A 25,229-nucleotide genomic window follows, 5' to 3' on the forward strand; every position below is an offset into this window, starting at 1 on the left:
CCGGGGTTGGGGGCAGCCCGGTCAGGATCAGGCCGCGACCGCCGCCACGCTGGTGTAAGCCAGGCGGACATAGATGGGCGCATAAGGCTCGGCCTGCGTAATTTCCAGCAGGGATTCGCGAGCCAGTTCCAGCATGGCGATGAAATGCACGACGACGACAGCCGCCGGCGCGCCTTCGCGGACGCGCTCCATGAACAGGTCGCCAAATTCCATGAAGCGCACATCGTTCAGGCGCCGCAGGATATGCGTCATGTGGTCGCGCACCGACAGCTGTTCACGCGTGATGTGGTGGTGCTGGTTCAGCTTGGCCCGCTTCATGATGTCGGCCCAGGCCAGGCGCAGATCGTCCACGCTGACCTCGGGCATCATGCGTTCAACGCTGAGGTCCGCCACGGCCTGGCTGCTGACAAAATCGCGGCCCAGTTGCGGCAGCTTGTCCAGCTTTTGCGCGGCCAGCTTCATCTGCTCGTATTCAAGCAGGCGACGCACGAGTTCGGCGCGCGGGTCTTCGGGCTCTTCGCCGGTGTCGGTCTTCTTGACCGGCAGCAGCATGCGCGACTTGATCTCGATCAGCATGGCCGCCATCAGCAGATATTCGGCGGCCAGCTCTAGATTGGTGATGCGGATCTGGTCCACATAAGACAGGTACTGCCGCGTGACATCCGCCATCGGGATGTCCAGAACGTTGAAGTTCTGCTTGCGGATCAGGTACAGCAACAAGTCCAGCGGCCCTTCGAACGCCTCAAGAAACACCTCCAGCGCGTCCGGCGGAATGTACAGATCCGTCGGCATCTGGAACAGCGGCTCGCCGTACAGGCGCGCGAACGCCACGCTGTCGACGGTGTCTGGCGTGCTGTCCACAGGCGGTTCCACTAGCTTGGCCAGTGCCTCGCCAGGGACTGAAGGGTTACGGGACATGTCTGCCGCAACGGGAATCAGTCTGCCGAATACACGTACGGTTTTTGCGGCACGCGGGCCGCGCGGAAGCCTTCGAGCAGTTCCGGATCTTGCGGTTTGTCCCAAAGACGGGCGCGGCCTTCACGCTGGCGTTCTTCCGTGCCAGGGTGCGACTGCTTGAAGTCTTTCAGGAAAAGGGTGATCTCGGATTCGTAGTTGGTCGCCATGACGCCAATTTCAGTAGGTTGCAGATCCGACGAGTTTACTTCACGCGGGGCCAATTCCCCGGCGTTACAATCGTCAGGCACCCAACGCCCCCCTCCGCCATGTCAGCCGAATCCGTCGCCGCAGCCAATCCCGCACCCCCCTCAACCCCGGATGCGGTGCGCGCAGCGCGCATGATTCCCTTCATTGTCGGCTGCGCGCTGTTCATGCAGATGCTGGACGCCACCGTGGTGGCTACCGCCCTGCCCGCCATGGCCCGCGCCTTGGGCTCCACCCCCGTGCGGCTGAACGTGGCCATTACGTCCTACCTGCTCTCGGTGGCCGTGTTCGTGCCCGTCAGCGGCTGGGCGGCCGACCGCTACGGCGCGCGCCGCGTATTTGTGGCCGCCATCGGGCTGTTCACGCTAAGTTCCGTTGCCTGCGCCCTGTCTCAGGACCTGCCCCAGCTGGTCGTGGCCCGCATCGTCCAGGGGATGGCCGGCGCCATGATGGTGCCCGTAGGTCGCATCATCCTGCTGCGTACCGTGCCCAAGCAAGACCTGCTCAAGGCCATGTCATTCCTGTCCATCCCGGCCCTGCTGGGTCCGGTGATCGGCCCGCCGCTGGGCGGCTTCATGGTCACCTATATGTCGTGGCACTGGATTTTCCTGATCAACATCCCCATCGGCGTGCTGGGTATTGCGCTGGTGCTGCGCTATGTATCTGAAATCAAGGAAGCATCCGCCCCGCGCCTGGACTGGCTGGGCTTTCTGCTCAGCGCGGTGTGCCTGGCCGCGCTGGTCAGCGGCTTTGAAGCCATCGGCCGCGACATCATGCCGCTGCCCATGCTGCTGGGCCTGATCGCCGTGGGCGCCGCGTGCGGTTTCCTGTACGCCTGGCACGCCCGGCGCATCGACCACCCCATCATCGACCTGTCCTTGATGCGGATTCCCACCTTTGCCATCTCGACGCTGGGCGGCAACCTGTGCCGCTTTGCGGTGGGCGCCACCCCCTTCCTGCTGGCCATGCTGCTGCAAGTGGGCTTTGGCCTGACCCCGTTTTCTGCCGGCCTCATCACCTTTGCCAGCGCCGCCGGCGCCCTGCTGATGAAATTCGTGGCCACGCCCATCGTCCGCCACTTCGGTTTCCGGCGCGTGCTGACCGTGAACGCCCTGTTGACCGGCGTGTTCATCATGGTCTGCGCCACCTTCACGCCCACCACGCCGGTGTGGCTGATGATCGCCATTTTGCTTGTCGGCGGCTTCTTCCGGTCGCTGCAATTTACCGGGGTAAATACGCTAACCTATGCCGACATCCCGCCGTCCCAGATGAGCCGCGCCAGCAGCTTTGCCGCCATGGCGCAGCAACTGGGCATCAGCCTGGGCGTGGGCGTGGCCGCGGTGACGCTGAACGTCAGCATGACGTTGCGCGGCGCCGAAACGCTGGCGATCAGCGACGTCGTCGCCGGCTTTATCGTCATCGGGCTGATGTGCATGGTCTCGACCCTTTCCTTTAGACGCCTCGATCCGCAAGCCGGGGCACACCTGAACGGCGCCAAAAAAAGTGACGACGAATGAATTTGTCCTAGCCCTGGACCAGGGCACGACCAGCTCCCGAGCCATCGTGTTCGACCGCGAATGCGTGGTCCGCGGTGTCGGCCAGCGTGAATTCCGCCAGCACTACCCCCGGCCCGGCTGGGTTGAACACGACGCCAACGAAATCTGGCACAGCCAACTGGACGTGGCCCGCGAAGCCCTGCGCAACGCTGGCGCCACCGCCGCCGACGTGGCCGCCATCGGCATCACCAACCAGCGCGAAACCACGCTGATCTGGGAACGCGCCACCGGCCGCCCGCTGGCCCGCGCCATCGTCTGGCAAGACCGCCGCACCGCACCGCTGTGCGACCAGTTGCGCCGCGACGGCCACGCCGACTTCCTGCAATCGCGCACCGGCCTCGTCGTGGACGCCTACTTCTCCGGCACCAAGCTTGCCTGGCTGCTGGACCACGTGCCCGGCGCCCGCAAGATGGCCGAACGCGGCGAACTGGCATTCGGCACCGTCGACACTTGGCTGATCTGGCAACTGACTGGCGGCGCCGTCCACAGCACCGATTGCAGCAACGCGTCGCGCACCATGCTGTTCGACCTGCACACGCAAGACTGGAACGACGACATCCTGGCCTTGCTGAACATCCCGCGCAGCGTGCTGCCCAAGATCGCGCCCAGCAGTGCCGTCGTGGGCGACGCCCTGCCCGAATGGCTGGGCGGTTCGATCCCCATTGCGGGCGTAGCCGGCGACCAGCAGGCCGCCACCTTCGGCCAGGCCTGCTTCACGGCCGGCATGGCAAAGAACACTTACGGCACCGGCTGCTTCATGCTGATGAACGTCGGCGACCAACCGGTGCAATCCAAGAACCACCTACTGTCCACCGTGGGCTGGGGCCTGCCCCAAGCCGACGCCGGCAAGTGGAAGCCCACCTACATGCTGGAAGGCGGCGTGTTCGTTGCCGGCGCCGCCGTCCAATGGCTGCGCGACGGCCTGGGCATCATCCAGCGTTCCGAAGAAATCGAATCCCTGGCCGCCAGCGTCTCCGACACCGACGACGTCTTCATGGTGCCCGCTTTCGCCGGCCTGGGCGCCCCCCACTGGGACCCCTACGCCCGTGGCACCCTGGTGGGCCTGACCCGCGGCACCACCCGCGCCCACATCGCCCGCGCCACACTGGAATCCATCGCCCTGCAAAGCGCTGAATTGCTGACCTGCATGAACGGCGACAGCGGCATCGCGCTGACCGAACTGCGCGTAGACGGCGGCGCCGCCCGCAACGACCTGCTGATGCAAATGCAAGCCGACCTGCTAGGCGTCCCCGTCGTCCGCCCCCGCGTGCCCGAATCCACCGCCCTGGGCGCCGCCGGCCTGGCGGGCCTGGCGGTAGGCTTCTGGAGCAACCTGGAAGAGTTCGCCTCCAAATGGCAGGCCGAACGCACCTTCACCCCCACCTGGCCCCAAGCCGTACGCGACGCCAGAATGAAACGCTGGCGCCAAGCCGTAGACCTCTCCAAAGGTTGGAGCGCGCCCGCCTGAAGGCGGACCGGGGCGCAAAACCAGCGCCCGCCCCCCCCGAAGCACCACAATCCCCGCATTCGCGCAGCGCCCCCGCCCCGACGCACCACAATCCCCCCCATTCGCGCAGCGCCCCCGCCCCGACGCACCACAATCGCCGCATTCGCGCAGCGCCCCCGCCCCGACGCACCACAACCGCCGCATTCGCGCAGCGCCCCCGCCCCGACGCACCACAACCGCCGCATTCGCGCAGCGCCCCCGCCCCGACGCACCACAACCGCGTAAGCCCCAAAAGGCCGCCCGCGCGGCCGGCCTGGGGCGGGCCCCGCAAGCCCTTCCGCCCCACCCCTCCAGTAGGCAAGAACCAAAAGAACGCCCCCCCTCCCCAGCCCCCCTCAGCGCCAACTGACGCAGCCTGGCGTGGTGGTGGCGCGGGGTGGCGGGGAGTCGATAAGCCCGAGGGAATCTGAAGGGAGCCGAAGGCGGACGAAGATGACGACGGGGCAGTCCGGAGCGAAGGCTCCGGACCGCAATCGTTGACCCGCCGCCCCGCGCCGCCGCCGCGCCAGGCGTCAAAAGAACCTGCTCCGCTCCAAAGACCCAAACCGCCCCTGGCCCTAAATCCAAGCTTCAAATCCAAGCTTCAAATCCCAGCATCAAAACCCAGCATCCCCCCCAACCTCAACTCCCACCCCATCCCCCCTCAAGCCGCCCGAACCCCAATCGCCACCACCCTCGCACTAAATTCCTTCAACAACTCCTCCCGCACCAAAGCCGCCCGCGCCACCGCCTCCTCCTTCACATGTCCATACCCCCGAATCTCCTCCGGCACCCGCGCTAACGCCACCGCCCTTTCCAGATTCCCCCGATTCAACTTCACCAAAATCGCCGACAACGTCTCCCGATACTCCCGTATCAGCTCGCGCTCTGCCCGCCTCTCCGCCGTATACCCGAACACATCCAACCGCGTCCCCCGCAACCGTCGCATCTTTGCCAGCACCCCGAACACCTTCAGCATCCCCGGCCCATAAGCACGCTTGACCAAATGCCCCGCCTTGTCGCGCCGCGAGAACAGCGGCGGCGCCAGATGGAAGTGCAGCTTCCAGTCCCCTTCGAACTGTTCCCCGATCTTCTTCACGAACTCCCCATCCGAATACAGCCGCGCCACCTCGTATTCGTCCTTGTAGGCCATCAGCTTGAAATAGTTGCGCGCCACGGCAACCGCCAACCGATGCGTGCCCGTGGCTTCCTGTTCCGCGCGCGCCACCTTGTCGACAAGGTCCGTGTACTGCTTGGCATACGCCGCGTCCTGGTATTGCGTCAGAAACGCCTTGCGCACCGCCACCACCTGCGCCAATTCACCGGTTGGCTTTTTCAAGTCCGTCACCGGCGCCGCGCTGCGCGGCCGCTTGAGCTCGATGATGTCTTGCGGCCCCGCCAACGGCACCCCGCCGTTCGCCATCAACCGCATCACGTCCGCCGGGTCGTGCGCCGCGCGGCGCCCCCACGCAAACGCCGCCTGATTGTTCGCCACCTGCTGACCGTTCAATTCAATTGCCCGCAGCAACGCCTCGCGTGACAACGGCAGCCAGCCCTTTTGATACGCATATCCCATCATCAACGGGTTGGAGTAGATCGCGTCGCCCAACAACACCACCGCCATCGCCGCCGCATCCACCGCGTACAAATTGTCCTTGCCGCACGCGGCTTGCAGATCCGCCGTCAGGTCCGCGCCCGGCAGCGTCCAGTCCGGGTTCGACACAAACGCCGCCGTGGGCGCGGTGTCGCTGTTCAACAGCACCTTCGTGCGGCCCGGGCACACCCGCGCCATGCTGTCCGCGCTGGTCGCCACCACCAAGTCGCCCGCCAGCACCAGATCGGCCTCGCCCATCGCCACGCGCGTATTCAACAGATGTTCCGGCGATTGCCCCAGCACCACATGCGAATACACCGCGCCGCCCTTCTGCGCCAGACCCGCCATGTCCAGCACCGAACAGCCCTTGCCCTCAAGATGCGCCGCCATGCCCAACAACTGCCCGATCGTCACCACGCCCGTGCCGCCCACGCCCGCGATAAACACGCCATAAGCGTGATCCGGCACCGGCACGCGCGGCTCCGGCACGCCCTCGTCGACGACGCCTTCCTGCGACAACGCCTGCGGCTTCTTCAGCTTGCCGCCTTCCACCGTCACGAAGCTGGGGCAAAAGCCCTTCAAACAGGAAAAGTCCTTATTGCAGCTGGATTGATTGATCTTGCGCTTGCGCCCAAACTCCGTTTCCAGCGGCTCCACCGACAGGCAATGCGACGCCGTTGAACAGTCTCCGCAGCCTTCGCACACGCGCTCGTTGATGACCACGCGCCGCGCCGGGTCCGCATACGCGCCGCGCTTGCGGCGACGCCGCTTTTCCGTTGCACAGGTCTGGTCGTAGATCAGCACGGATACGCCCGGATGCTCGCGCAAATCGCGCATCACCGCGTCCAGCTCATCACGATGCAGCACCGGAACATCCGGCGCCAAACCCGGCGCGTCCTTGTACTTGTCCGGCTCGTCCGTCACCACCACGATTTTCTCGATTCCCTCGGCCGCCATCTGCCGCGAAATCATCGGCACGCTGATGGGTCCGTCCACCGGCTGCCCGCCCGTCATCGCCACCGCGTCGTTGAACAGAATCTTGTAGGTGATGGGCACCTTCGCCGCCACCGCCGCGCGGATCGCCAACAGCCCCGAATGGAAATACGTGCCGTCGCCCAGGTTCGCGAACACGTGTTTTTCTTCCGTGAACGGCGCCTGCCCTATCCAGGGCACCCCCTCGCCGCCCATCTGCGTGTACACCTCGGTATTGCGGTCCATCCACCGCACCATGTAGTGGCAGCCAATGCCCGCCATCCCGCGCGAACCTTCCGGCAAACGCGTCGACGTATTGTGCGGACAGCCCGAACAGAACCACGGCTTGCGCTCCTGCACCACGCGCGGCCGTGCCAGCGCCTGTTCGCGATCCTGAATGAATTGCAGCCGCGCCTCGATACCCGCGCGCACATCGTCCGGCAACGCAAAGCGCAGCAGCCGCGCCGCAATCGCGCGCGCCACCATCGCGGGCGAAAACTCGTAATGCGCCGACAGCAGCCAGTTGCCCTGCGGCACCGACCACTCACCGCCATCCTTGTCGTCGAATTTACCCACTACCCGGGGAATCTTCTTGCCGCTGCCGATCCAGCTGAACAACTCTTCCTTCAGCTGGTATTCCAGCACCTGGCGCTTTTCCTCGACCACCAGAATCTCGTCCAGACCGTCGGCAAACTGCTGCATGCCGGCGGACTCCAGCGGCCACACCATACCCACCTTGTACAAGCGCAGGCCGATGCGTTGGCACACGGCCTCGGTCAAGCCCAAGTCCGACAGCGCCTGGCGCGTGTCCAGATACGCCTTGCCCGACGTCATGATGCCAAAGCGCGCATCGCGTTGCGGCACCTGCCACAGCTCGCGATTCAGCTTGTTGGCGCGCGCGTACGCCAGCGCCGCGTACAGCTTGTAGTCCAACAGCCGCGCCTCTTGTTGCAGCGGCGTGTCGGGCACCCGGATGTTCAGGCCGTCGGGCGGCAACATGAAATCTTCCGGCAACTGAATTTGCACGCGATGCGGGTCCACGTCCACCGACGCCGACACTTCAACGATGTCGGTAATGCACTTCATGCCTACCCACACACCCGCATAGCGGCTCATCGCCCACCCGTGCAGCCCGTAATCCAGCACCTCTTGAACGCTGGACGGAAACAGCGCCGGAATCATGCACGCCTTAAGGATGTGATCGCTTTGGTGCGGCAAGGTCGAAGACTTGGCCGGATGGTCGTCGCCCGCCACCACCAGCACGCCGCCATGGCGCGACGTGCCCGCGGCGTTGGCATGCTTGAAGACGTCGCCGCAGCGGTCCACGCCCGGCCCCTTGCCGTACCACATGCCGAAGACGCCGTCGTACTTGGCGCCCGGAAACAGGTTCACCTGTTGCGAGCCCCAGACCGCCGTGGCGGCCAGGTCTTCATTGACGCCCGGCTGAAATTCAATGTGGTGCGCCTTCAAGTGCCTGGCCGCCTTCCACATGTTCTGGTCCACCCCACCCAGCGGAGAACCCCGGTAGCCGGACACGAAGCCCGCGGTGTTCAACCCCGCCCGCGCATCGCGCACGCGCTGCATCATGGGCAGGCGCACCAGGGCGTGGATGCCGCTCATCCAGGCGCGGCCGGATTCCAGGGTGTACTTGTCGTCAAGTTGGACGGATTCAAGCGCCGTGCGTACGGCGGCTGGCAGGGGGGCATTCATGTGTACTCCAAAATCCTGGAGGCCCCCTCCAGCTTCGCGAGCCGCCTCGCTTGACGGTCACGCGGGCCAACAAGGGCCGTGAAAGTGAAGTCGTGGCGCGTTAGCGCTGTAGTGCCGATAGTTGTAACCGGTCGCCCCCACCCCGGCAATAGGGCGATGCGATAATTGCCGCCATGGACTTCGCCCCGAGAATCGTCGCCTGGCAACGCCAGCACGGCCGCCACGATCTGCCCTGGCAAAACACGCGTGACCCCTATCGGATCTGGCTATCCGAGATCATGTTGCAGCAGACGCAAGTGGCCACCGTCATCCCGTACTACGAACGTTTCCTTCAGCGTTTTCCGGACGTGGCCGCGCTGGCCGCCGCCAGCCAGGAAGACGTGATGCCGTATTGGGCCGGGCTGGGCTACTACGCCCGCGCGCGCAACCTGCATCGCTGCGCGGTGCAGATCGCTGAACTGTGGAACGGACGCTTTCCGCCTTCGGCCGAAGCCATCGCCACGCTGCCCGGTATCGGCCGGTCCACCGCCGCCGCCATCGCCGCGTTCGCCTACGGCGAGCGCTCGCCCATCCTGGACGGCAACGTCAAGCGCGTCTTCACGCGCCACTTCGGCATTGCCGGCGACCCCGCCAAGCGCGAGGTCGAAACTCGCTTGTGGGCATTGGCCGACGCGCAGGTCGAAGCGGCCCCCGGGCTGGACATGGCCGCCTACACGCAAGGCTTGATGGACCTGGGCGCCACGCTGTGCACGCGCGGCAAGCCCGCCTGTGAACGCTGCCCCATGGCGGACACCTGCGTCGCCCGCCGCGAAGGCCGCCAGGCCGAACTGCCCACACCCAAGGTACGCAAGGCGATTCCTGAACGCGAGACCGGCATGTTGGTGTTGCAGCACCAGGGCGCTTTCCTGTTGCAGCAGCGGCCTGAACCGGGCATCTGGGGCGGCCTGTGGAGCCTGCCTGAATTCGACGTGGCCGGCGACCCCGACGCCGCCTCGCGGGCGCTGGGACTGGAACCGGAACAGCGCTTCGAACTGGCCGCTTTCGCCCACACGTTCACGCACTATCGCCTGCACATCCGTCCGTGGCTGGTGCCCGTGCGCGCCGCCCGCTTGCGCGAATCGCCCGTGCCGGAACGCTGGGTGCCCGCCGACAAGCTGGCATCCATGGCGCTGCCCGCGCCGGTCAAGAAACTATTGCAGGGGCTGGTCGACGCGGGCATGCAGGACAGCCTGTTCTGCACGGCCAAGCGCTGAAAAAAAGGCAGCTCGCGGCCGCCCCGCGAACTATCTGTCTTCAGGCGCCGAGCCGCTCAACAGCATCACCAGTTTCAGGTCGGGGTGCGTGGCCAGTCGGAACGTGATCTGCTGAAACGCCAGCTTGCCGTCGCGGGGATGCTGGAATTCACGCAGGCCGCCTTCGCGTTCCACCACCGCATGGCGCGTCCACCAATGGGCGAACACCGGGCTTTGGCGATTCAGCGTGTCCAGCAGGCCAAGCACGGCTGGCTCATCCAGATGCGCGCCCGCGTCGGCGCGAAATTCCGCCACCACGCGGCGCGCGCGCTGATCCCAATCCACCACCAGGTCACGGGCGGCCGGGTCCAGGAAGATGTAGCGCAATAGATTCGGTTCGGCATCGCGCTTGGGCCAGTTGTCGAACAGGTCGCGCAGCGGCTCGTTCCACGCCAGCACATTCCACGCGCGGTCCAGCACATAGGCCGGCGCGTTGATGGCGTCCACGCATTCCTGCAAAGGGCCGGGCGCGGCGCCTGCGTCATCGCGCGCGTGCTGGGGGTCGGCGCAGTCGGCAAGGTCGAACAGGTAGGCGCGTTCGGCGCGCGCCAGTTGCAGCACACCCGCGATGCGCGACCACACGGACGGCGACACCGAGACTTCCCGGCCTTGCTCGATCCACGTGTACCAGGTGACGCTGATCCCGCAAAGTTGCGCCACTTCTTCGCGTCGCAGGCCCGGCGTGCGGCGCCGCATGCCTTCGGGTAGACCCGCCATCTGGGGCGTAATGCGCGACCGCGCGCTGCGCACGAATTCGCCTAGCGCCTGGCGGCGCAGGGGCGATCCATCTTGGTTGGCCGCGCTTTGGGGGGGAGTAGTCATACCAGGATAAGCAATGGACTTGTACGTGTATAAAGGCCGGCCTATCTTAGCGCCTGCACCTTACACCCCGCACAACGCCAACCAAGGAATTTCATGACCGCCAGCACCCACGACGCCGCCGTCGACCGCCAGTTCAGCCCCCGCGCCACGGCGTACCTGACCAGCGCCGTCCACGCCCAGGGCGAAGACCTGCTGCAAATGGCCGGCATCGCGCGCGAACACCCACAGGCACGCGTGCTGGACCTGGGCTGTGGTGGCGGCCACGTGACGTTTCACGTGGCGCCCGAAGTCCAGGCCGTCACCGCCTACGACCTGTCCCAGCAGATGCTGGACGTGGTGGCCGGTGAAGCCGCCAAGCGCGGATTGGCCAACGTGGCCACGCGCCAGGGCAAGGCCGAATACCTGCCCTTTGCCGATGGCGAATTCGACGTGGTGATGTCGCGCTATTCCACCCACCACTGGCAGGACGCCGGCCGTGGTCTGCGCGAAGCGTTCCGCGTGCTCAAGCCCGGCGGCATCGCCGTGTTTGCCGACGTGGTCTCGCCCGGCGAGCCGCTGCTGGACACCTGGCTGCAAACGATTGAAGTGTTGCGCGACACGTCCCACGTGCGCGACTATTCCGTGGCCGAATGGACGCGGATGCTGACCGAGGCAGGCTTCACCTTGCAGGGCCTGTCGCCGCGCCGCCTGCCGCTGGAATTCCAGACCTGGGTGACGCGCATGCGCACGCCGGACACGTTGGTTGCGGCGTTGCGCCATATGTTCAGCATTGCGCCCGATGTGGTGCGCGCGCATTTCGATGTGCAGGACGACGGCTCGTTCACCAGCGACACGGCGACGATCGTGGTGAAAAAGCCGGGGTGATGAACACGGCTACGGAAACAGGCCATACGGAAACAGCCCATACCGAAACAGGCCACACGTAAACGGGCCTAGGTGCAGGCCTAGGTGCAGGCCTACGTGCAGGCCTACGTAAGCAGGCCCTGCGCGCTCAGCGCCCCCGCCACGCCCCGCGTGCGCAGCGCATGCGCAGCTTGCGACACGGCCCGCACAAAGCGCGGGTCGTCGCCCAAGTCGCCAAACACCGCGGTCACGCCGATTAGCGTTTCGGTCCAGGCTTGCATGGCGGCCGGCCCGGCGCTGCGGGCATCAACGGCACGCTCCGCCTCGGCAAGCCGTTGCGCCAACTCTGCCGCCATCGGGTCCTGGATGTCATAACGCCGCCCCGCCTCGTCAACGCCGCGCAAGAAGTGCAGCCACGCGGCCACCGCCAGCGCCAGCTTGTCGATCGGCATATCCGCCGCCAAGCGGGCACGCACGGTGTCCAGCAAGCGTTGCGGCAGCTTCTGCGAACCGTCCATCGCAATCTGCCGAGTCTGGTGTTTTAACGCCGGGTTCTCGAAGCGCTGCAACAGCCGCTGCTGATAATGCGCCAGGTCCAGGCCCGGCAAGGTGGGCAGCGTCGGCACGATTTCGTCCTGCATCAACGCGGCCAGATAAGCCTTCAGCGCCGGCTGGGCCATCGCTTCGTCCACCGTCGCCCAGCCCGCCATCACCGACAGATAGGCCAGCGCCGAATGCAGGCCGTTGACGGTGCGCAGCTTCAAGGTTTCAAACGGCGCGGCATCCGACACGAAACGCGCGCCGCCCGCCGCCCAGTCCGGCCGACCGGCGGCAAACTGGTCTTCGACCACCCATTCCAGATAGGGCTCGCCCACTACCGGCCACGCATCGTGCAGGCCCAGCGCGCGTGCCACGGCGCGGCGATCCTCGTCGGTTGTACGAGGCACGATGCGGTCCACCATGGAACACGGGAACGCGCACGAGGCATCGATCCATGCCGCGAGGGCCGGGTCAAGCTGCCGCGCAAACGCCAGCACCATGCCGCGCAGCAGATGCCCGTTGCCGGGCAGGTTGTCCAGCGACATCAAGGTGATTGCGCCCCGCCCCGCCGCGCGCCGCTGCTGCAAGCCCCACACCAGATAACCGATGGTGCTGCGCGGCGCCAGCGGATGGGCAAGGTCGTGCACGATGTCGGGGTGTTGCAGGTTCAACCGGCCAGTGGCCGGATCGTGGCAATAGCCCTTCTCGGTCACGGTCACGCTGACGATTCGCGTGTCCGCATGGGCGATGCGCGTCAGGACGGCGTTGGGATCTTCGGGCGCGACCAGGGTTTCGATCAGGCAGCCGATCACCGCAATCTGCTGTTGCAGGCCGCCGCCCGCGCCTGCGCCCAAACCTGCGCCCTGGCTCGCGCTGCGTAGCGCCAACGCGTACAACCCCGCTTGCGGCGCCAGCGCATCGCGCGTGTCCGTCTGCCGCAACGACACGCCGCAGATGCCCCAGCCCACGTCCACGTCCACGCCCGCGCCCGCATGCAGCGCGGCCTCGTTGACCGCCGCCAGATGCGCGCGCGCGAATGCCCCCAAGCCTAGATGCACGATGCCCACGCGCAAGGCGGCCCGGTCATACGTGGGCCGCGTCACCGCATCGGGCAATGAGGCCAATCGCTCAGGCGCAAGCCGCGCGGCGTCGGCCGCTACCAATTCCACAGCGTGCCGTCCTGCTGCAAGCGGTTGACCGGCAGGTAAGCACGTTTATAGGGGTACTTGGCCGCCAGCGCTTCATCGATGTCCACGCCATGGCCCGGCACGTCGCCGGGGTACAGCATGCCCTGGTTGAACGTATAGGCGTGCGGAAAGACGGCGTCGGTTTCCTCGGTGTGGCGCATGTATTCCTGGATGCCGAAGTTGGGCACCCACAGGTCAAAATGCAACGCCGCGCCCATGCACACCGGCGACAGGTCGGTAGCGCCGTGGCAGCCGGTGCGCACCTGGTACAGCGCGGCCAGGTCCGCGATACGGCGCAGATGCGTAATGCCGCCCGCGTGCACCACGGTGGTCCGGATGTAGTCGATCAGCTGGTTCTGCACCAGGTCCTTGCAATCCCAGATGGAATTGAAGATCTCGCCCACGGCCAGCGGCGTGGTCGTGTGCTGCCGGATCAGGCGAAAGGCGTCCTGGTTTTCAGCCGGGGTCGCGTCTTCCATCCAGAACAGGTTGTAGGGTTCCAGCGACTTGCCCAGCCGCCCGGCTTCGATCGGCGTCAGGCGGTGATGCACATCGTGCAGCAGGTGATGATCAAAGCCCAGCTTGTCGCGGATGCGTTCGAACAGTTGCGGCGTGTGACGCAGGTATTTTTCGGTGGACCAGTCATGTTCGCTGGGCAGGTCGGCGTCGGCGGGCTCGTAGAACAGGTTGCCGCGCCCCACGCCATAGACCTTGTCCAGCCCCGGCACCCCGCTTTGCGCGCGGATGGCGTGATAGCCCATGTCGGCATAGCGCAACACTTCATCCAGCGTGTGCTCGATGTCCGAGCCATTGGCGTGGCCGTAAACCATGACGCCGCTGCGGCTCTTGCCGCCCAGCAACTGATACAGCGGCATGCCGGCCGCCTTGGCCTTTAAGTCCCATAGCGCGGTGTCCACGGCGGCGATCGCGGTCATGGTGACCGGGCCGCGCCGCCAGTACGCACCTTTGTACAAGTACTGCCAGATGTCCTCGATCTGATGCGCGTCGCGCCCGATCAGGCAGGGGATCACGTGTTCGGTCAGATACGCCGACACCGCCAGTTCGCGCCCGTTCAAGGTGGCGTCGCCGATGCCCGTCAGCCCCTGGTCGGTCTCTATCTTCAGGGTCACGAAGTTGCGGCCCGGCGAACAAACGATCACGCGTGCATTCGTAATTTTCATTGTGGTTTTCCGAGTAGACAGCGGGGGGCAGGGATAGGGGTTGGCCGGAGCAGGCCGCGTCAGAACGTCACCATTACCTTCATCGCCAAATGCCGATCGGCCGCCAGCGCGAAGGCGTCATGCACGTTGCGCACCGGCACCGCCGCCGTCAGCAGCGGCGACACGTCCAGTACGCCACGGCTCAGGTAATCCACCGCCCAGGCGTACTCGTCGACGAAGCGAAAGCTGCCGATCACCGACAGGCTTTTCACCATGATCTGATTGAACGGGCATTGGTCGCTGCTGCCGTTCAAGGTTCCTACCGTGACGATGACGCCGCGCGGGCGCGTGACGCGGATGCAGTTGGCCAACCCCGCGTAATTGCCGGACGCTTCAAAGCACACGTCGACCGTGCCCTTGCCCGCGGCAAGCGCGTCGATGGCGCCGGGGTCGGTAGCGGCATTGATGGTGCGCGTGGCGCCCACGCGGGCGCAGGCGGCCAGCGTTTCATCCACGATGTCCACCACCGTCACGCGGCTGGCGCCGGCCAGCCGCGCCGCCATCAGGATCAAGGCGCCGATGGGGCCGGCCCCCACCACCATCACCGACTTGCCCAGCAGACTGCCAGCGCTGCGCACCGCGTGCAGCGCCACGGCCAGGGGTTCGCCAAAGGCCGCCAGTTCGAACGACAAGCTATCCGGCACGGGCAGGCATTGCGCGTCCTGCACCACAACCTGTTCGCGCATGGCGCCCTGCATGTGCGGATAGCGGCTGGCACTACCAAAAAAATGCACCGCTTCGCAGTGGTTGGAATCGCCTTGACGGCAATAGCGGCACACGCCGCAGGTGCGGGCCGGGTCCAGCGCCACGCGGTCGCCCGGCTTCACGGCGGTAACGGCGGCGCCGACTTCAAGCACCTGGCCAGAGGCCTCGTGGCCGGGCGTCAGCGGTTCGCGGATGACAAAGTCGCCCACCCTGCCATGACGGTAGTAATGCAGGTCCGACCCGCAGATGCCCACCGCCTTGATGGCCACGCGCACCTGCGTCGCGCCCAACGCTTCAGGCGCCTGTACGTCCAGACGCAGATCCTGTGCACCATGAATTGCGCAATTCAACATGCTGGTGTGCCCCTATGTGACGGGATGCGCTATCGCCACCCCTGGGCGAATTCGCCGATGACGCGTTCCAGGTGCGCACGCATCGCCAGCCTGGCCGCCTGCGCATCGCGCGCAACCAGCGCGCTGAAAATTCGCTGATGGTCTTGCTGCGATGCCTGACGCAAATCCTGCGAATGGAAATGCTGTTCTATCTTTTCCCAGATCGGGCCTTGGGCCTGGTCCCACATTGACGTTACCGTCGCCAGCAACACGCTATTGCCGGTGGACTGCGCGATAAGAAGGTGAAAGCGCCGGTCGGCCTCTTGGTTGGCCGCCTTGTCCGTCATCTGCTCGCGCATGGTGGTCAGCGCCTCGAAGATGCGGTCCAGGTCGGCATCGGTGCGCGTCGTGGCGGCCAGCGCCGCCACCTCGGACTCGATCAGGCAGCGCGCCCGCAGCAGTTCAAACGGCCCGGCCCCCGCTTCCTGCGCGGGCGGCAGGCGGGCCACGCCGGGCTTGGGTTCGCAGACATAAATACCCGACCCGCCCCGCACTTCCACGACCCCTTGCAGTTCCAGCGCGATGATGGCTTCGCGCAGCGCGGTGCGGCTGACATCAAAGCGTTCAGCCAGCGCGCGTTCGGCCGGCAACCGCTTGCCGACGGCGAATTCGCCTTGGGCGACCAGGGCGTGGATCTGCGCGGCCAGCCGCACGTAGGCGCGGTCCGGCGCGGGCTTGCTGGCCGGCTCTTCGGGTTTGGGGATGAGTTGCAGCGTCATGGCATATTGAAGTGGTCTGACCAAATAATATTTGGTTCACCAATCCTAGGCATCATGGTTTACCAGTAGCCCGTCGGCAAACCGTCGGTAAACAGTCGGCGCCCCCCCCGTGAACCAAGTCCTGGGTGGCCAGGCGTAGCGGCCGCGCTCGACACGCCCGCCCGCTAACGGTATAGATGGCGGTTCCATCAACCGTGCCTAAGGGAACCGCGCCATGTCCGATTCATCCAAGCAGCCCACCTCCGCGCCGCCCTTGCCTCATGCTCACGGCGACGACGTGCTGGCCGCCCTGACCGTCGGCCAGGCCGCGGCCCTGATCCGTGAGGGCCGCTTGTCCAGCGAAGCGCTGACCCAGGCCAGCCTGACCCGTATCGACGCCCACGCCGCGCTGAACGCCTTCATTACCGTGGACCACCATGGCGCACTGGCCCAGGCCCGCGCCTACGACGCGCAACCGCACGGCGGCCCGTTGGGCGGCGTACCCATCGCCATCAAAGACAACATCCACGTTGCCGGCCTGCCCAACACGGCCGGCACGCCCGCGCTGAAGTCGTTCCGCCCGGCCGAGGACGCGCCGGTGGTGCAGCGGCTGCGCGCGGCGGGCGCGGTCATCGTTGGCAAGACCAACATGCATGAACTGGCGTTTGGCGTGTCGGGCTACAACACCGCGTTTCCCGGCCCGTTGGGAGACGGCACGCGCAACGCCTATGACACCAGCCGCATCGCAGGCGGCTCGTCGTCGGGCAGCGGCGCCGCCGTGGGCGCGCGCCTGACGCCGGCCGCCATGGGCACCGACACCGGCGCATCGGTGCGGCTGCCGGCGTCGGTGAACGGCGCCGTGGGGTTCCGGCCGTCCGTCGGGCGCTATGACGGCGCGGGCATCACGCCCATTTCGCATACCCGCGATACCCCGGGCCCCATTGCCAACAGCATGGACGACATCGTGCTGCTGGATGCCGTGCTGGCCGACGACAACGCACCGCTTGCGCCCCTTGCCGCTGAAAACGTGCGCCTGGGCCTGGCCAGCTATTTCTGGAACGACCTGGAACCCCAGGTGCGCGAGGTCACCCACGCCGCGCTGCAAAAGCTGCGCGACGCGGGCGTGCAGTTGGTGGAGATCGACATGCCCGAGCTGCCTGCCGCCAACGCCGCGGTCGGCATGCCACTATGCCTGTATGAACAAAAGCCGGACCTGACCGACTACCTGCAACGCTACGACACGGGCGTGAGCTTTGACGAGGTGGTGGCGCGGATATCCAGCCCCGATGTCAAAGGCATTTTTGAAGGCTTGATCGTGCCCGGCGTATTGCCCACCCCGGATGGTCAGGTACTGGCGCTGCAACCCTTGTACGAGCGCGTGATCTCGCACCAGCGCGATGAACTCATCGACGTCTATCGCCGCGCGTTCAAGGAACACCGGCTGGACGGCCTGCTGTTTCCCACGCTGCCGATCCTGCCGCTGCCCGCTACGCCGCAGGCCAGCAGCTTCGAAGCGTTCAGCCGCCTGGCCCGCAACGTGGACCCGGGCAGCAACGCCGGGCTGCCGGGCTTGAGCATCCCGGCCGGGTTGTCGAAAGAAGGCTTGCCCGTGGGCTTGGAGATAGACGCGCTGCCGAACGCAGACCGCGCGGTGCTGGCGATTGGGCTGACCCTTGAACGCATCCTGGGCCGCATCGCCCCGCCGTCGGCCTGACGATAGACGACACGCGTGACAAACAAACGGGTCGAGGCATCGTGCTTGCGCCGGTGCGCCTCGACCTGGTCTTACCTGCTGCGGCGCCCACCACGGCGAGCATGATTGCGCCCGTTATGTGTCACGCATCGAAAGGCTCGAAGCGACCGCTCAGTTCGATTGCCACGCGATCGCCGTCCGCGTGGGGAATCCGGTCGACGCTTATCCGAAAGTCCGTCGTCGACATCACGCCATCGCCCAACCGTTCGGAAAACAGCGTCTTCATCGTCGGGCCGTACATGGCAAAGATCTCTCTGAAAGCGCGCATCAACGGGTCGTTGGGACTGAGCCGGACAAGGGCCGACCTTCCCGCGGGCGGCGTTGGCGGCGCGGTGTAGACCACCGACTCCAGCGTGGTGAAGACCTTGGCGGCTTCACTGTTCAGGCTGGCGGCATTGCCCCCGTTAGCCGCCAACACCAGACCCGCCACCGCGTTGACCGAACTCATGAACGCGCCTTCTAGCCAGCCGCCCAGGTGGCTGAAGCTGTCAGACGCGATGAAGAAGCGGCTGTCCAGCTCGGGATGCTGGGCGTGCGTGTGATAGCGAAAGCAGAAATTGCTTTGGTAGTGGTCACCGCTCAGGTCAAGCTTGAAGCCGCCGGCCGAACCATTGGTCGTCCAGTCGAACACAAAGCGGTTCTGCACCTGGATCTTTTTCAGGATATCGACAAACCACCAGCGCTTGTAGACGTCTTCGCCGGGAAACTTGATGTCCTTGTCGGCGCGATTGATCATGCGCGTAAACATGCCGTTGGCGTCGTTTTCGCCCGCGCTTGCCGGCGGGTTTTGCGGATACGCACCGAAGTCGCGTTGCAGGCGGGTGGAGTCGTCGTCCCAGGTGTAGCTTGCCAGCACGCTGGAATAATCCGCGCTGATCGAGCTTGGCACGATGTAGCTCGTGGCCAGGCCGCTATCGGACACGACGGCCTTGATGGGTTCCGAAACGCCGTCCGGTAGTGTCAGCATCGGCAGGTTAGCCAGATCGGCATTGCTGATCGTGCCGAAGATTTTCGAGGACCGCACCATGCGCAACATGCTGATCGCGGTGACGGCGCGGGCGTTCGGAATGTCGCTGGTGGTGCTGAGCAGCAAGGGCGGCAACACGTCGGTAAACGCGCGTCCTTCCAGCCCCATAGTTTGATCGCCGAACGTGACGCTGGCACTGGGCTGCGTGGCATAGCCGGCCCGGGTCACCAGGCCGATCAGTTGTTCGTGCGGCAGCGCCAGAATCACGTAATCGAATGACTGGTCCAGCAGTTTGTCGCTGCCGGGCGCATAGTGCGCGACCACGGCGGTGTTCGCCCCGGAAACCTTGCGATGGAACACATCGGACACGCGACCTTGAATCGGGGTGACGCTGAATTTATTCGCCGGTGCACTGGCCAGCGTGGTCGTGTAAAGCTGGCGGATGAAGTCGACGTTCTCGACCACGGGCAAGGTGTATTCGTTGGAATAATCCCAAAGGACCAGCCGCATCATTTCGACGATGGAGATGCCGAACAGCGATTTGAATCCGCCCGTGCCGAAACCGAATCGGGCAAACAGTTCTACATAGTAGTTTTCAGTATCGTCGGGGCTCAGGCCCGGCAGTGCGGGCAAGGACGCGCCGTACTCCCGGATGATGGTGCGCACGGCGCCTTCCAGAGTGGTGCCATCGTTGTCCGCGATAAATCGTTTCCAGTCCCGGTCGATTTCCTGCAACAACGCATCGGAGCTGGTATCCGTGGTCAGGATCCGAATGACATCGAGCGGCGTGCGCGGGCCAATGGGCAGCAGCGCCGGCACGCCGTCGCCGACCAAGCGCGACGACACCAGGTCGCGGACCGCCCGCGTGGGCGAATCGGGGTCCTGCCACGCATTGCCCTTGTAGCGGTCGGCGCGGTGCCCGAATACGAATTCCGTAGCGATCTTGCCCGGGTTGGGAAACACCTGCACTTTCGCTGCCGCGCCGAACACGCGCTGCGCATACTGCCAGGTCAGGCCGGCGCTTTCCGGAAAGCGCATCGCGCCCACCTCGTACACCGTGCGGTCATCGGACTGCACGGCCAGGACACGGCCTGCCTTCTTACCCTTGACGGTCAAGCCTCGGGCCAGATCGAACAGAAAACTGTCCGGGTCCGATTCATACAGCGAGACGTTCACCGTCCCCGTCGTGTCGTTCACCATGCGCGACAGCTCGTTCAAGGCAGCGATGCCTGCCGCGCCCGCGCCCACGATTGCGACACGCAGATTCTTGCCGGCGGGCAAGGTGCCAAGCGGTTGCTGCACGATGGTGGGATAAACGATCCGCGCGGAATCGGGATGGCGGAAATACCGGCCGACTTTGGCCACGTCGGCGATGGTTTTTGCATCGGGCGCTTTGGCAAGATTGCGGATTACAGTGACGCTCATCTCGTCCTCCTTGGTGAGTGACGGAAGGGGCTTGCAGGGGTCTGATCGAGGGATGGCCTCGCGGGCCTGACCAGCTATGAAAGGCGGGGCCGCGACGCCTGTCACGGCCCCGCGCGGCACGAGATTCAGTTCATCGTGAACGGCATGAACTTGCCCGTCATCTGAAGCCGCACGCGGGGACCGCCCGCGTCTTCGGTTTTGTCCACCACCAGGTCAAAATCCGTAGTGGACATGACGCCATCGCCGAATTTTTCCGAGATCAGCTGCTTCAGGGTGGACCCGTAGATCAGCAGAAACTCATAGAAGCGATAGACGGCGGGATCCGTGGGAATCAGGGCTTCCAGCGAGCCCCGGTCGGGCGACGTCTGAAGAATCAGCTTTTCCGTGTTGGTCAGGCCCAAGCTCAGCAGGCCGTCCAATTTGCCGACGTTGAGTTCGGACAACGGCATCTGGCCCAGGCATGCCGCGGTGGCCTTGGCAAGGGGCAGTCCGAGCGCATCTGCAATCGCCTGCCACTTGATATTCGTTTCCAGTTTCTTGATCAGGATCTTTTCGATAAGCGCAGCGCGCATCTTCATCTCGTTCTCCTAGCATTGAAAAGCACAGGAAATGACACGACGACCGATAACGGCACAGCATCCGATTACTACAGGGAAATTGAAAGTAAAGACTTACGTACTCGGACAAGCCGGCGTTTTTTATTATTGATGTTGCAACTGTGATTCGACGCCAGCAGATACCACCATCGACCGCACATGAACGTAAAGCGTTGAATTTAAATAGACATTCAAGCTTGAAGGCGATGTTACTTGCGGCTTCTGCTTATTAACTGGAATACATACGTAGACATATATATTCTGATTCTTCCTATACCAGTCCTATACCACTCCGATACCAGTCCGATACCGGCCCGAAAGGGCTCAGATATCTTTTGGGCCTCTTCCCGCGTACCAAAGCACGGCGGGCCGGCCCATCGACTGGGCCGGCCCGCCTATAACAGCCTGGAAAGGAACTCAGGCGCGCCCCGGCGCGCCTGCGGGGATCACCCCAGGTTTGGCGCCAGCGTACGCTTCAGGTCTTCAATGCCGCGGCCGCTGCGCTTGGCGTAGTCTTCAAGCTGGTCTTCGCCGATGACACCCACGTTGAAGTACTGCGATTGCGGGTGGCTGAAGTAAAAGCCCGACACGCTGGACGCCGGGTACATGGCGTAGCTGTCGGTCAGCATCATGCCGATGTCGCTGCCGTCCAGCACGCGGAACATATCGGTCTTGACCACGTGTTCCGGGCACGCCGGGTAGCCGGGCGCGGGGCGGATGCCCACGTACTTTTCGGCGATCATGTCTTCGTTGGACAGGGCCTCGTCGGGCGCGTAGCCCCACAGGTCCTGGCGCACGCGGGCATGCAGGCATTCGGCGAAGCCTTCGGCCAGGCGGTCGGCCAGCGACTTCAACATGATGCTGGAATAGTCATCCAGCGCCTTCTCGAATTCCGCTTCCTTTTTCTCGATGCCGATGCCCGCCGTGACGGCGAACATGCCGATGTAGTCCATCTTGCCCGACGACTTGGGCGCAATGAAATCCGCCAGCGACTTGTTGCTGACGCCCTCGCGCTTGGCGCCCTGCTGGCGCAGGTTGCGATACGTGAACAGCACCTCGCTGCGCGTTTCGTCCTTGTAGATTTCGATGTCTTCGTCGTTGACGCTGTTGGCCGGGTAGAAGCCCACGACGCCGTTGGCCGTCAGCCAGCGGCCTTCGACAATGCGCTTCATCATGGCCAGGCCATCGGCATAGACCTTGCGGGCCTGCTCGCCCACGACCTTGTCATCAAGAATGGCGGGGAACGGGCCGAACAGGCTCCATGTCTGGAAGAACGGGCCCCAGTCCACGTACTTCACGATCTCGGCCAAGTCATAGCTCTTGAACGTGCGACGGCCGATGAACTTGGGGCGCGGCGGCGTGTAGTTGTCCCAGTCGATGACGGGGCGCGACGCGCGCGCGTCCGCCAGCGGCAGAATCGGCGTGGCCTTGCGGTTGGCGTGGCGACGGCGCACTTCCTCGTATTCCTTGGCCAGCTCGGCCAGGTACGTTTCGGATTGGTCCGACATCAGGTTGGTGGCCACGCCGACCGAGCGGCTGGCGTCGGGCACATAGATGACCGGGCCTTCGTAGTTGGGCGCGATCTTCACGGCCGTATGCACGCGGCTGGTGGTAGCGCCGCCGATCATCAGCGGCAGCTTGCGGCTGCGGAAGTAATCGTCGCGCTGCATTTCGCTGGCCACGTAGGCCATCTCTTCCAGGCTGGGCGTGATCAGGCCTGACAAGCCGACGATGTCGGCGTTTTCTTCCTTGGCCTTTTCCAGGATCTGCGCGCAGGGCACCATCACGCCCATGTTCACGACTTCGAAGTTATTGCATTGCAAGACGACAGACACGATGTTCTTGCCGATGTCGTGCACGTCGCCCTTGACGGTGGCGATGACGATCTTGCCCTTGGCGCGCACGTCGCCGCCGGCCGCCGCGATCTGGCGCTTTTCTTCTTCGATGAACGGGATCAGGTGGGCCACGGCCTGCTTCATGACGCGCGCCGACTTCACCACTTGCGGCAAGAACATCTTGCCTTCGCCGAACAGGTCGCCCACGACGTTCATGCCGTCCATGAGCGGGCCTTCGATGACTTCGATGGGGCGACCGCCCCGGTCAAAGATCTTCTGGCGCACCTCTTCGGTGTCTTCCACGATGAAGGTGGTGATGCCGTGCACCAGCGCGTGCGACAGGCGCTGCTCGACGTCCGCCTTGCGCCAGGTCAGGTCTTCTTCGCGCTTGGCGCCCGAGCCCTTCACGCTGTCGGCAAACTGCACCAGGCGTTCGGTGGGCGTGCGTTCGTCGGACGGGTCCGTCTTGCCGACGGGGTCGGGGCGGTCCAGCACCACGTCTTCGACCAGGTCGCGCAGCTTGGGGTCCAAGTCGGCGTACACGCCCAGCTGGCCGGCGTTGACGATGCCCATCGTCATGCCTTCCTTGACCGCGTAATACAGGAACACGGTGTGGATGGCCTCGCGCATCGGCTCGTTGCCGCGGAACGAGAAACTGACGTTGGACACGCCGCCCGAGATGCGGGCGTGGGGCAGGTTTTGGCGGATCCAGCGGGTGCCTTCGATGAAGTCCACCGCGTAGTGGTTGTGTTCGTCGATGCCGGTGGCGACCGCGAAAACGTTCGGGTCGAAAATGATGTCTTCCGGCGGAAAGCCTTCTTCCTCGACCAGGATCTTGTACGCGCGGCCGCAGATTTCCTTGCGGCGCTCCAGCGTGTCGGCCTGGCCCAATTCGTCAAAGGCCATGACGACCACGGCCGCGCCGTAGCGGCGGCACAGGCGGGCGTGATGGCGGAAGGGCTCGATCCCTTCCTTCATGGAAATGGAGTTGACCACCGCCTTGCCCTGCACGCACTTCAGGCCGGTTTCGATGACTTCCCATTTCGAACTGTCGATCATTACCGGCACGCGCGCGATGTCGGGCTCGGACGCGATCAGGTTCAGGAAGCGGTGCATGCAGGCCACCGAATCCAGCATGGCCTCGTCCATGTTGATGTCGATGATCTGCGCGCCGTTCTCGACCTGCTGGCGCGCCACGGCCAGCGCCTCGTCGTACTTTTCCTCGCGGATCAGACGGGCAAACATCTTGCTGCCCGTCACGTTGGTGCGTTCGCCCACGTTGACGTACAGCGTGTCCTCGTCGATGTTCAGTGCTTCCAGGCCGGACAGGCGCGTCTTGACGGGAATGTCCGGCACGACGCGCGGCGTCAGCGCCGTGACCTTGTCGGCGATGGCGCGAATGTGGTCCGGCGTGGTGCCGCAACAGCCGCCCGACATGTTGACCAAGCCGGCGCGGGCGAATTCTTCCAGCAGCGCGGACGTGTCGGCCGGCGTTTCGTCAAAGCCGGTTTCGGCCATGGGGTTGGGCAGGCCGGCGTTGGGATACACGCAGACGTAGGTGTCGCAGATCTTGGACAGCTCGGCCACATACGGGCGCATCAGCGCCGCGCCCAGCGCGCAGTTCAGGCCGATGGTGATGGGGCGCGCATGGCGCACCGAGTTCCAGAAGGCTTCAACGGTCTGCCCCGACAGAATGCGGCCGGACGCGTCGGTGACGGTGCCCGAGATCATGACGGGCAGACGGATGCTGCGCGCCTCGAACACTTCTTCGGTGGCGAAGATGGCGGCCTTGGCGTTCAGCGTGTCGAAAATGGTTTCGATCAGGACGATGTCGATGCCACCGTCCAGCAAGCCGTTCAACTGTTCTATATAGGCCACGCGCAATTCGTCGAACGTGACGTTGCGCGCGCCGGGGTCGTTCACGTCGGGCGAGATCGACGCGGTCTTGGGCTGCGGGCCCAGGGCGCCGGCCACGAAGCGCGGCTTGTCCGGCGTGCTGTAGGCGTCACAGGCCTGGCGCGCCAATTGCGCGGAAACCAGGTTCAGTTCGTAGGCCAGTTCCGGCAGGTCGTAGTCGCCCTGCGCGATGGTGGTGGCGCCGAAGGTGTTGGTTTCGATGACGTCGGCGCCCGCTTCCAGGTATTGCCGATGGATCTCGGAAATGACATCGGGGCGCACCAACGACAGCAGCTCGTTGTTGCCCTTGACGTCTTTGCCGTGGGCCGCGAAACGCTCGCCCCGGAAGTCGGCTTCGCCCAGCTTGTAGCGCTGGATCATGGTGCCCATGGCGCCGTCCAGGATCAGGATGCGCTTGCCCAGCAGGCGGGCGAATTCGCCACCCTGGGTATAGGCTTCGGGCGGGTACGGCAGGCGGGGATACGACACGGGCAGGTCCAGATAAAGTTGGCCAACAGCGGCGCGGATGTGGCTAAAAAGCGAAAAACGCCGAAAAAACAAGCCCTGATCGTAACAAAA

The 25,229-nt window shown here is 64.9% G+C and carries 16 protein-coding genes; 5 read left to right on the forward strand and 11 right to left on the reverse strand.

The window, feature by feature from the left end; translation table 11 throughout:
• Positions 1–27 precede the first annotated feature (27 nt).
• Positions 28–918 carry a segregation and condensation protein A gene (locus AC0Z35_RS19665; RefSeq protein ID WP_046807376.1) on the reverse strand — a complete coding sequence of 297 codons (891 nt, stop codon included), beginning with the start codon at positions 916–918 and terminating at the stop codon, positions 28–30.
• Between the two features lie 17 nt (positions 919–935).
• The gene (locus tag AC0Z35_RS19670; protein ID WP_046807375.1) at positions 936–1,124 is read right to left on the reverse strand and encodes a DUF3460 family protein; all 189 of its coding nucleotides are present in this window, start codon (positions 1,122–1,124) and stop codon (positions 936–938) included.
• A 171-nt stretch (positions 1,125–1,295) separates the two neighbouring features.
• Between AC0Z35_RS19670 and AC0Z35_RS19675 the strand changes: the two genes are divergently transcribed.
• Both AC0Z35_RS19675 and glpK read left to right on the forward strand, forming a co-directional pair.
• A complete protein-coding gene (locus AC0Z35_RS19675) occupies positions 1,296–2,678 on the forward strand; it encodes a DHA2 family efflux MFS transporter permease subunit (protein WP_370512782.1) in 1,383 nt (460 codons plus the stop codon).
• Entirely contained in the window at positions 2,665–4,185 is a 1,521-nt protein-coding gene (gene glpK / locus AC0Z35_RS19680; RefSeq protein ID WP_485132547.1) for a glycerol kinase GlpK, read from the forward strand. The genes AC0Z35_RS19675 and glpK overlap by 14 nt, the downstream gene beginning before the upstream one ends.
• Before the next feature lie 682 nt (positions 4,186–4,867).
• Here the strand turns inward: glpK and AC0Z35_RS19685 are convergent.
• Positions 4,868–8,479 (reverse strand): indolepyruvate ferredoxin oxidoreductase family protein, encoded by a 3,612-nt coding sequence (locus AC0Z35_RS19685; RefSeq protein ID WP_485132548.1) that lies wholly within the window; start codon positions 8,477–8,479, stop codon positions 4,868–4,870.
• A 173-nt stretch (positions 8,480–8,652) separates the two neighbouring features.
• On the opposite strand from AC0Z35_RS19685, the gene mutY reads away from it, so the two are divergent.
• On the forward strand, positions 8,653–9,732 hold the full coding sequence (mutY, locus tag AC0Z35_RS19690; protein ID WP_162941147.1) for an A/G-specific adenine glycosylase: 1,080 nt from the start codon (positions 8,653–8,655) through the stop codon (positions 9,730–9,732).
• A 30-nt stretch (positions 9,733–9,762) separates the two neighbouring features.
• Here the strand turns inward: mutY and AC0Z35_RS19695 are convergent, their stop codons facing one another.
• On the reverse strand, positions 9,763–10,593 hold the full coding sequence (locus AC0Z35_RS19695; RefSeq protein ID WP_485132549.1) for a helix-turn-helix transcriptional regulator: 831 nt from the start codon (positions 10,591–10,593) through the stop codon (positions 9,763–9,765).
• A 93-nt stretch (positions 10,594–10,686) separates the two neighbouring features.
• Between AC0Z35_RS19695 and AC0Z35_RS19700 the strand changes: the two genes are divergently transcribed.
• Positions 10,687–11,457, forward strand: coding sequence for a class I SAM-dependent methyltransferase (locus tag AC0Z35_RS19700; protein ID WP_104144779.1), 771 nt, complete (start codon positions 10,687–10,689; stop codon positions 11,455–11,457).
• A 104-nt stretch (positions 11,458–11,561) separates the two neighbouring features.
• On the opposite strand, the gene AC0Z35_RS19705 is transcribed toward AC0Z35_RS19700, so the two are convergent.
• The 4 genes from AC0Z35_RS19705 to AC0Z35_RS19720 are packed head-to-tail and all read right to left on the reverse strand — an operon-like array spanning position 11,562 to position 16,199.
• Positions 11,562–13,145, reverse strand: a complete 1,584-nt coding sequence (locus AC0Z35_RS19705; protein ID WP_485132550.1) for a mannitol dehydrogenase family protein — start codon at positions 13,143–13,145, stop codon at positions 11,562–11,564.
• Positions 13,133–14,344 carry a D-mannonate dehydratase ManD gene (gene manD / locus AC0Z35_RS19710; RefSeq protein ID WP_314365387.1) on the reverse strand — a complete coding sequence of 404 codons (1,212 nt, stop codon included), beginning with the start codon at positions 14,342–14,344 and terminating at the stop codon, positions 13,133–13,135. The genes AC0Z35_RS19705 and manD overlap by 13 nt, the downstream gene beginning before the upstream one ends.
• Before the next feature lie 59 nt (positions 14,345–14,403).
• Entirely contained in the window at positions 14,404–15,441 is a 1,038-nt protein-coding gene (locus AC0Z35_RS19715; protein WP_485132551.1) for an L-idonate 5-dehydrogenase, read from the reverse strand.
• 29 nt (positions 15,442–15,470) lie between these two features.
• The gene (locus tag AC0Z35_RS19720) at positions 15,471–16,199 is read right to left on the reverse strand and encodes a FadR/GntR family transcriptional regulator (RefSeq protein ID WP_485132552.1); all 729 of its coding nucleotides are present in this window, start codon (positions 16,197–16,199) and stop codon (positions 15,471–15,473) included.
• Between the two features lie 214 nt (positions 16,200–16,413).
• On the opposite strand from AC0Z35_RS19720, the gene iaaH reads away from it, so the two are divergent.
• A complete protein-coding gene (iaaH, locus tag AC0Z35_RS19725) occupies positions 16,414–17,892 on the forward strand; it encodes an indoleacetamide hydrolase (RefSeq protein ID WP_485132553.1) in 1,479 nt (492 codons plus the stop codon).
• Positions 17,893–18,013: 121 nt separating this feature from the next.
• On the opposite strand, the gene AC0Z35_RS19730 is transcribed toward iaaH, so the two are convergent.
• The 3 genes from AC0Z35_RS19730 to metH form a co-directional block, all read right to left on the reverse strand.
• Positions 18,014–20,323 (reverse strand): cyanase, encoded by a 2,310-nt coding sequence (locus AC0Z35_RS19730; protein WP_485132554.1) that lies wholly within the window; start codon positions 20,321–20,323, stop codon positions 18,014–18,016.
• A 125-nt stretch (positions 20,324–20,448) separates the two neighbouring features.
• The gene (gene cynS / locus AC0Z35_RS19735) at positions 20,449–20,901 is read right to left on the reverse strand and encodes a cyanase (RefSeq protein WP_104144785.1); all 453 of its coding nucleotides are present in this window, start codon (positions 20,899–20,901) and stop codon (positions 20,449–20,451) included.
• Positions 20,902–21,365: 464 nt separating this feature from the next.
• Entirely contained in the window at positions 21,366–25,139 is a 3,774-nt protein-coding gene (metH, locus tag AC0Z35_RS19740; RefSeq protein ID WP_104144871.1) for a methionine synthase, read from the reverse strand.
• Positions 25,140–25,229 lie beyond the last annotated feature (90 nt).

The sequence above is a fragment of the Achromobacter sp. 1L-A-4-B-C2 genome (assembly GCF_057291955.1).

Excerpts from the sequence above, each read along its gene's own strand:
- AC0Z35_RS19665 (WP_046807376.1), bottom strand. The coding sequence starts at position 918 with ATGTCCCGTAACCCTTCAGTCCCTGGCGAGGCACTGGCCAAGCTAGTG.
- AC0Z35_RS19670 (WP_046807375.1), bottom strand. The coding sequence starts at position 1,124 with ATGGCGACCAACTACGAATCCGAGATCACCCTTTTCCTGAAAGACTTC.
- AC0Z35_RS19675 (WP_370512782.1), top strand. The coding sequence starts at position 1,296 with ATGATTCCCTTCATTGTCGGCTGCGCGCTGTTCATGCAGATGCTGGAC.
- AC0Z35_RS19685 (WP_485132548.1), bottom strand. The coding sequence starts at position 8,479 with ATGAATGCCCCCCTGCCAGCCGCCGTACGCACGGCGCTTGAATCCGTC.
- mutY (WP_162941147.1), top strand. The coding sequence starts at position 8,653 with ATGGACTTCGCCCCGAGAATCGTCGCCTGGCAACGCCAGCACGGCCGC.
- AC0Z35_RS19695 (WP_485132549.1), bottom strand. The coding sequence starts at position 10,593 with ATGACTACTCCCCCCCAAAGCGCGGCCAACCAAGATGGATCGCCCCTG.
- AC0Z35_RS19700 (WP_104144779.1), top strand. The coding sequence starts at position 10,687 with ATGACCGCCAGCACCCACGACGCCGCCGTCGACCGCCAGTTCAGCCCC.
- manD (WP_314365387.1), bottom strand. The coding sequence starts at position 14,344 with ATGAAAATTACGAATGCACGCGTGATCGTTTGTTCGCCGGGCCGCAAC.
- AC0Z35_RS19715 (WP_485132551.1), bottom strand. The coding sequence starts at position 15,441 with ATGTTGAATTGCGCAATTCATGGTGCACAGGATCTGCGTCTGGACGTA.
- AC0Z35_RS19720 (WP_485132552.1), bottom strand. The coding sequence starts at position 16,199 with ATGACGCTGCAACTCATCCCCAAACCCGAAGAGCCGGCCAGCAAGCCC.
- iaaH (WP_485132553.1), top strand. The coding sequence starts at position 16,414 with ATGTCCGATTCATCCAAGCAGCCCACCTCCGCGCCGCCCTTGCCTCAT.
- AC0Z35_RS19730 (WP_485132554.1), bottom strand. The coding sequence starts at position 20,323 with ATGAGCGTCACTGTAATCCGCAATCTTGCCAAAGCGCCCGATGCAAAA.
- cynS (WP_104144785.1), bottom strand. The coding sequence starts at position 20,901 with ATGAAGATGCGCGCTGCGCTTATCGAAAAGATCCTGATCAAGAAACTG.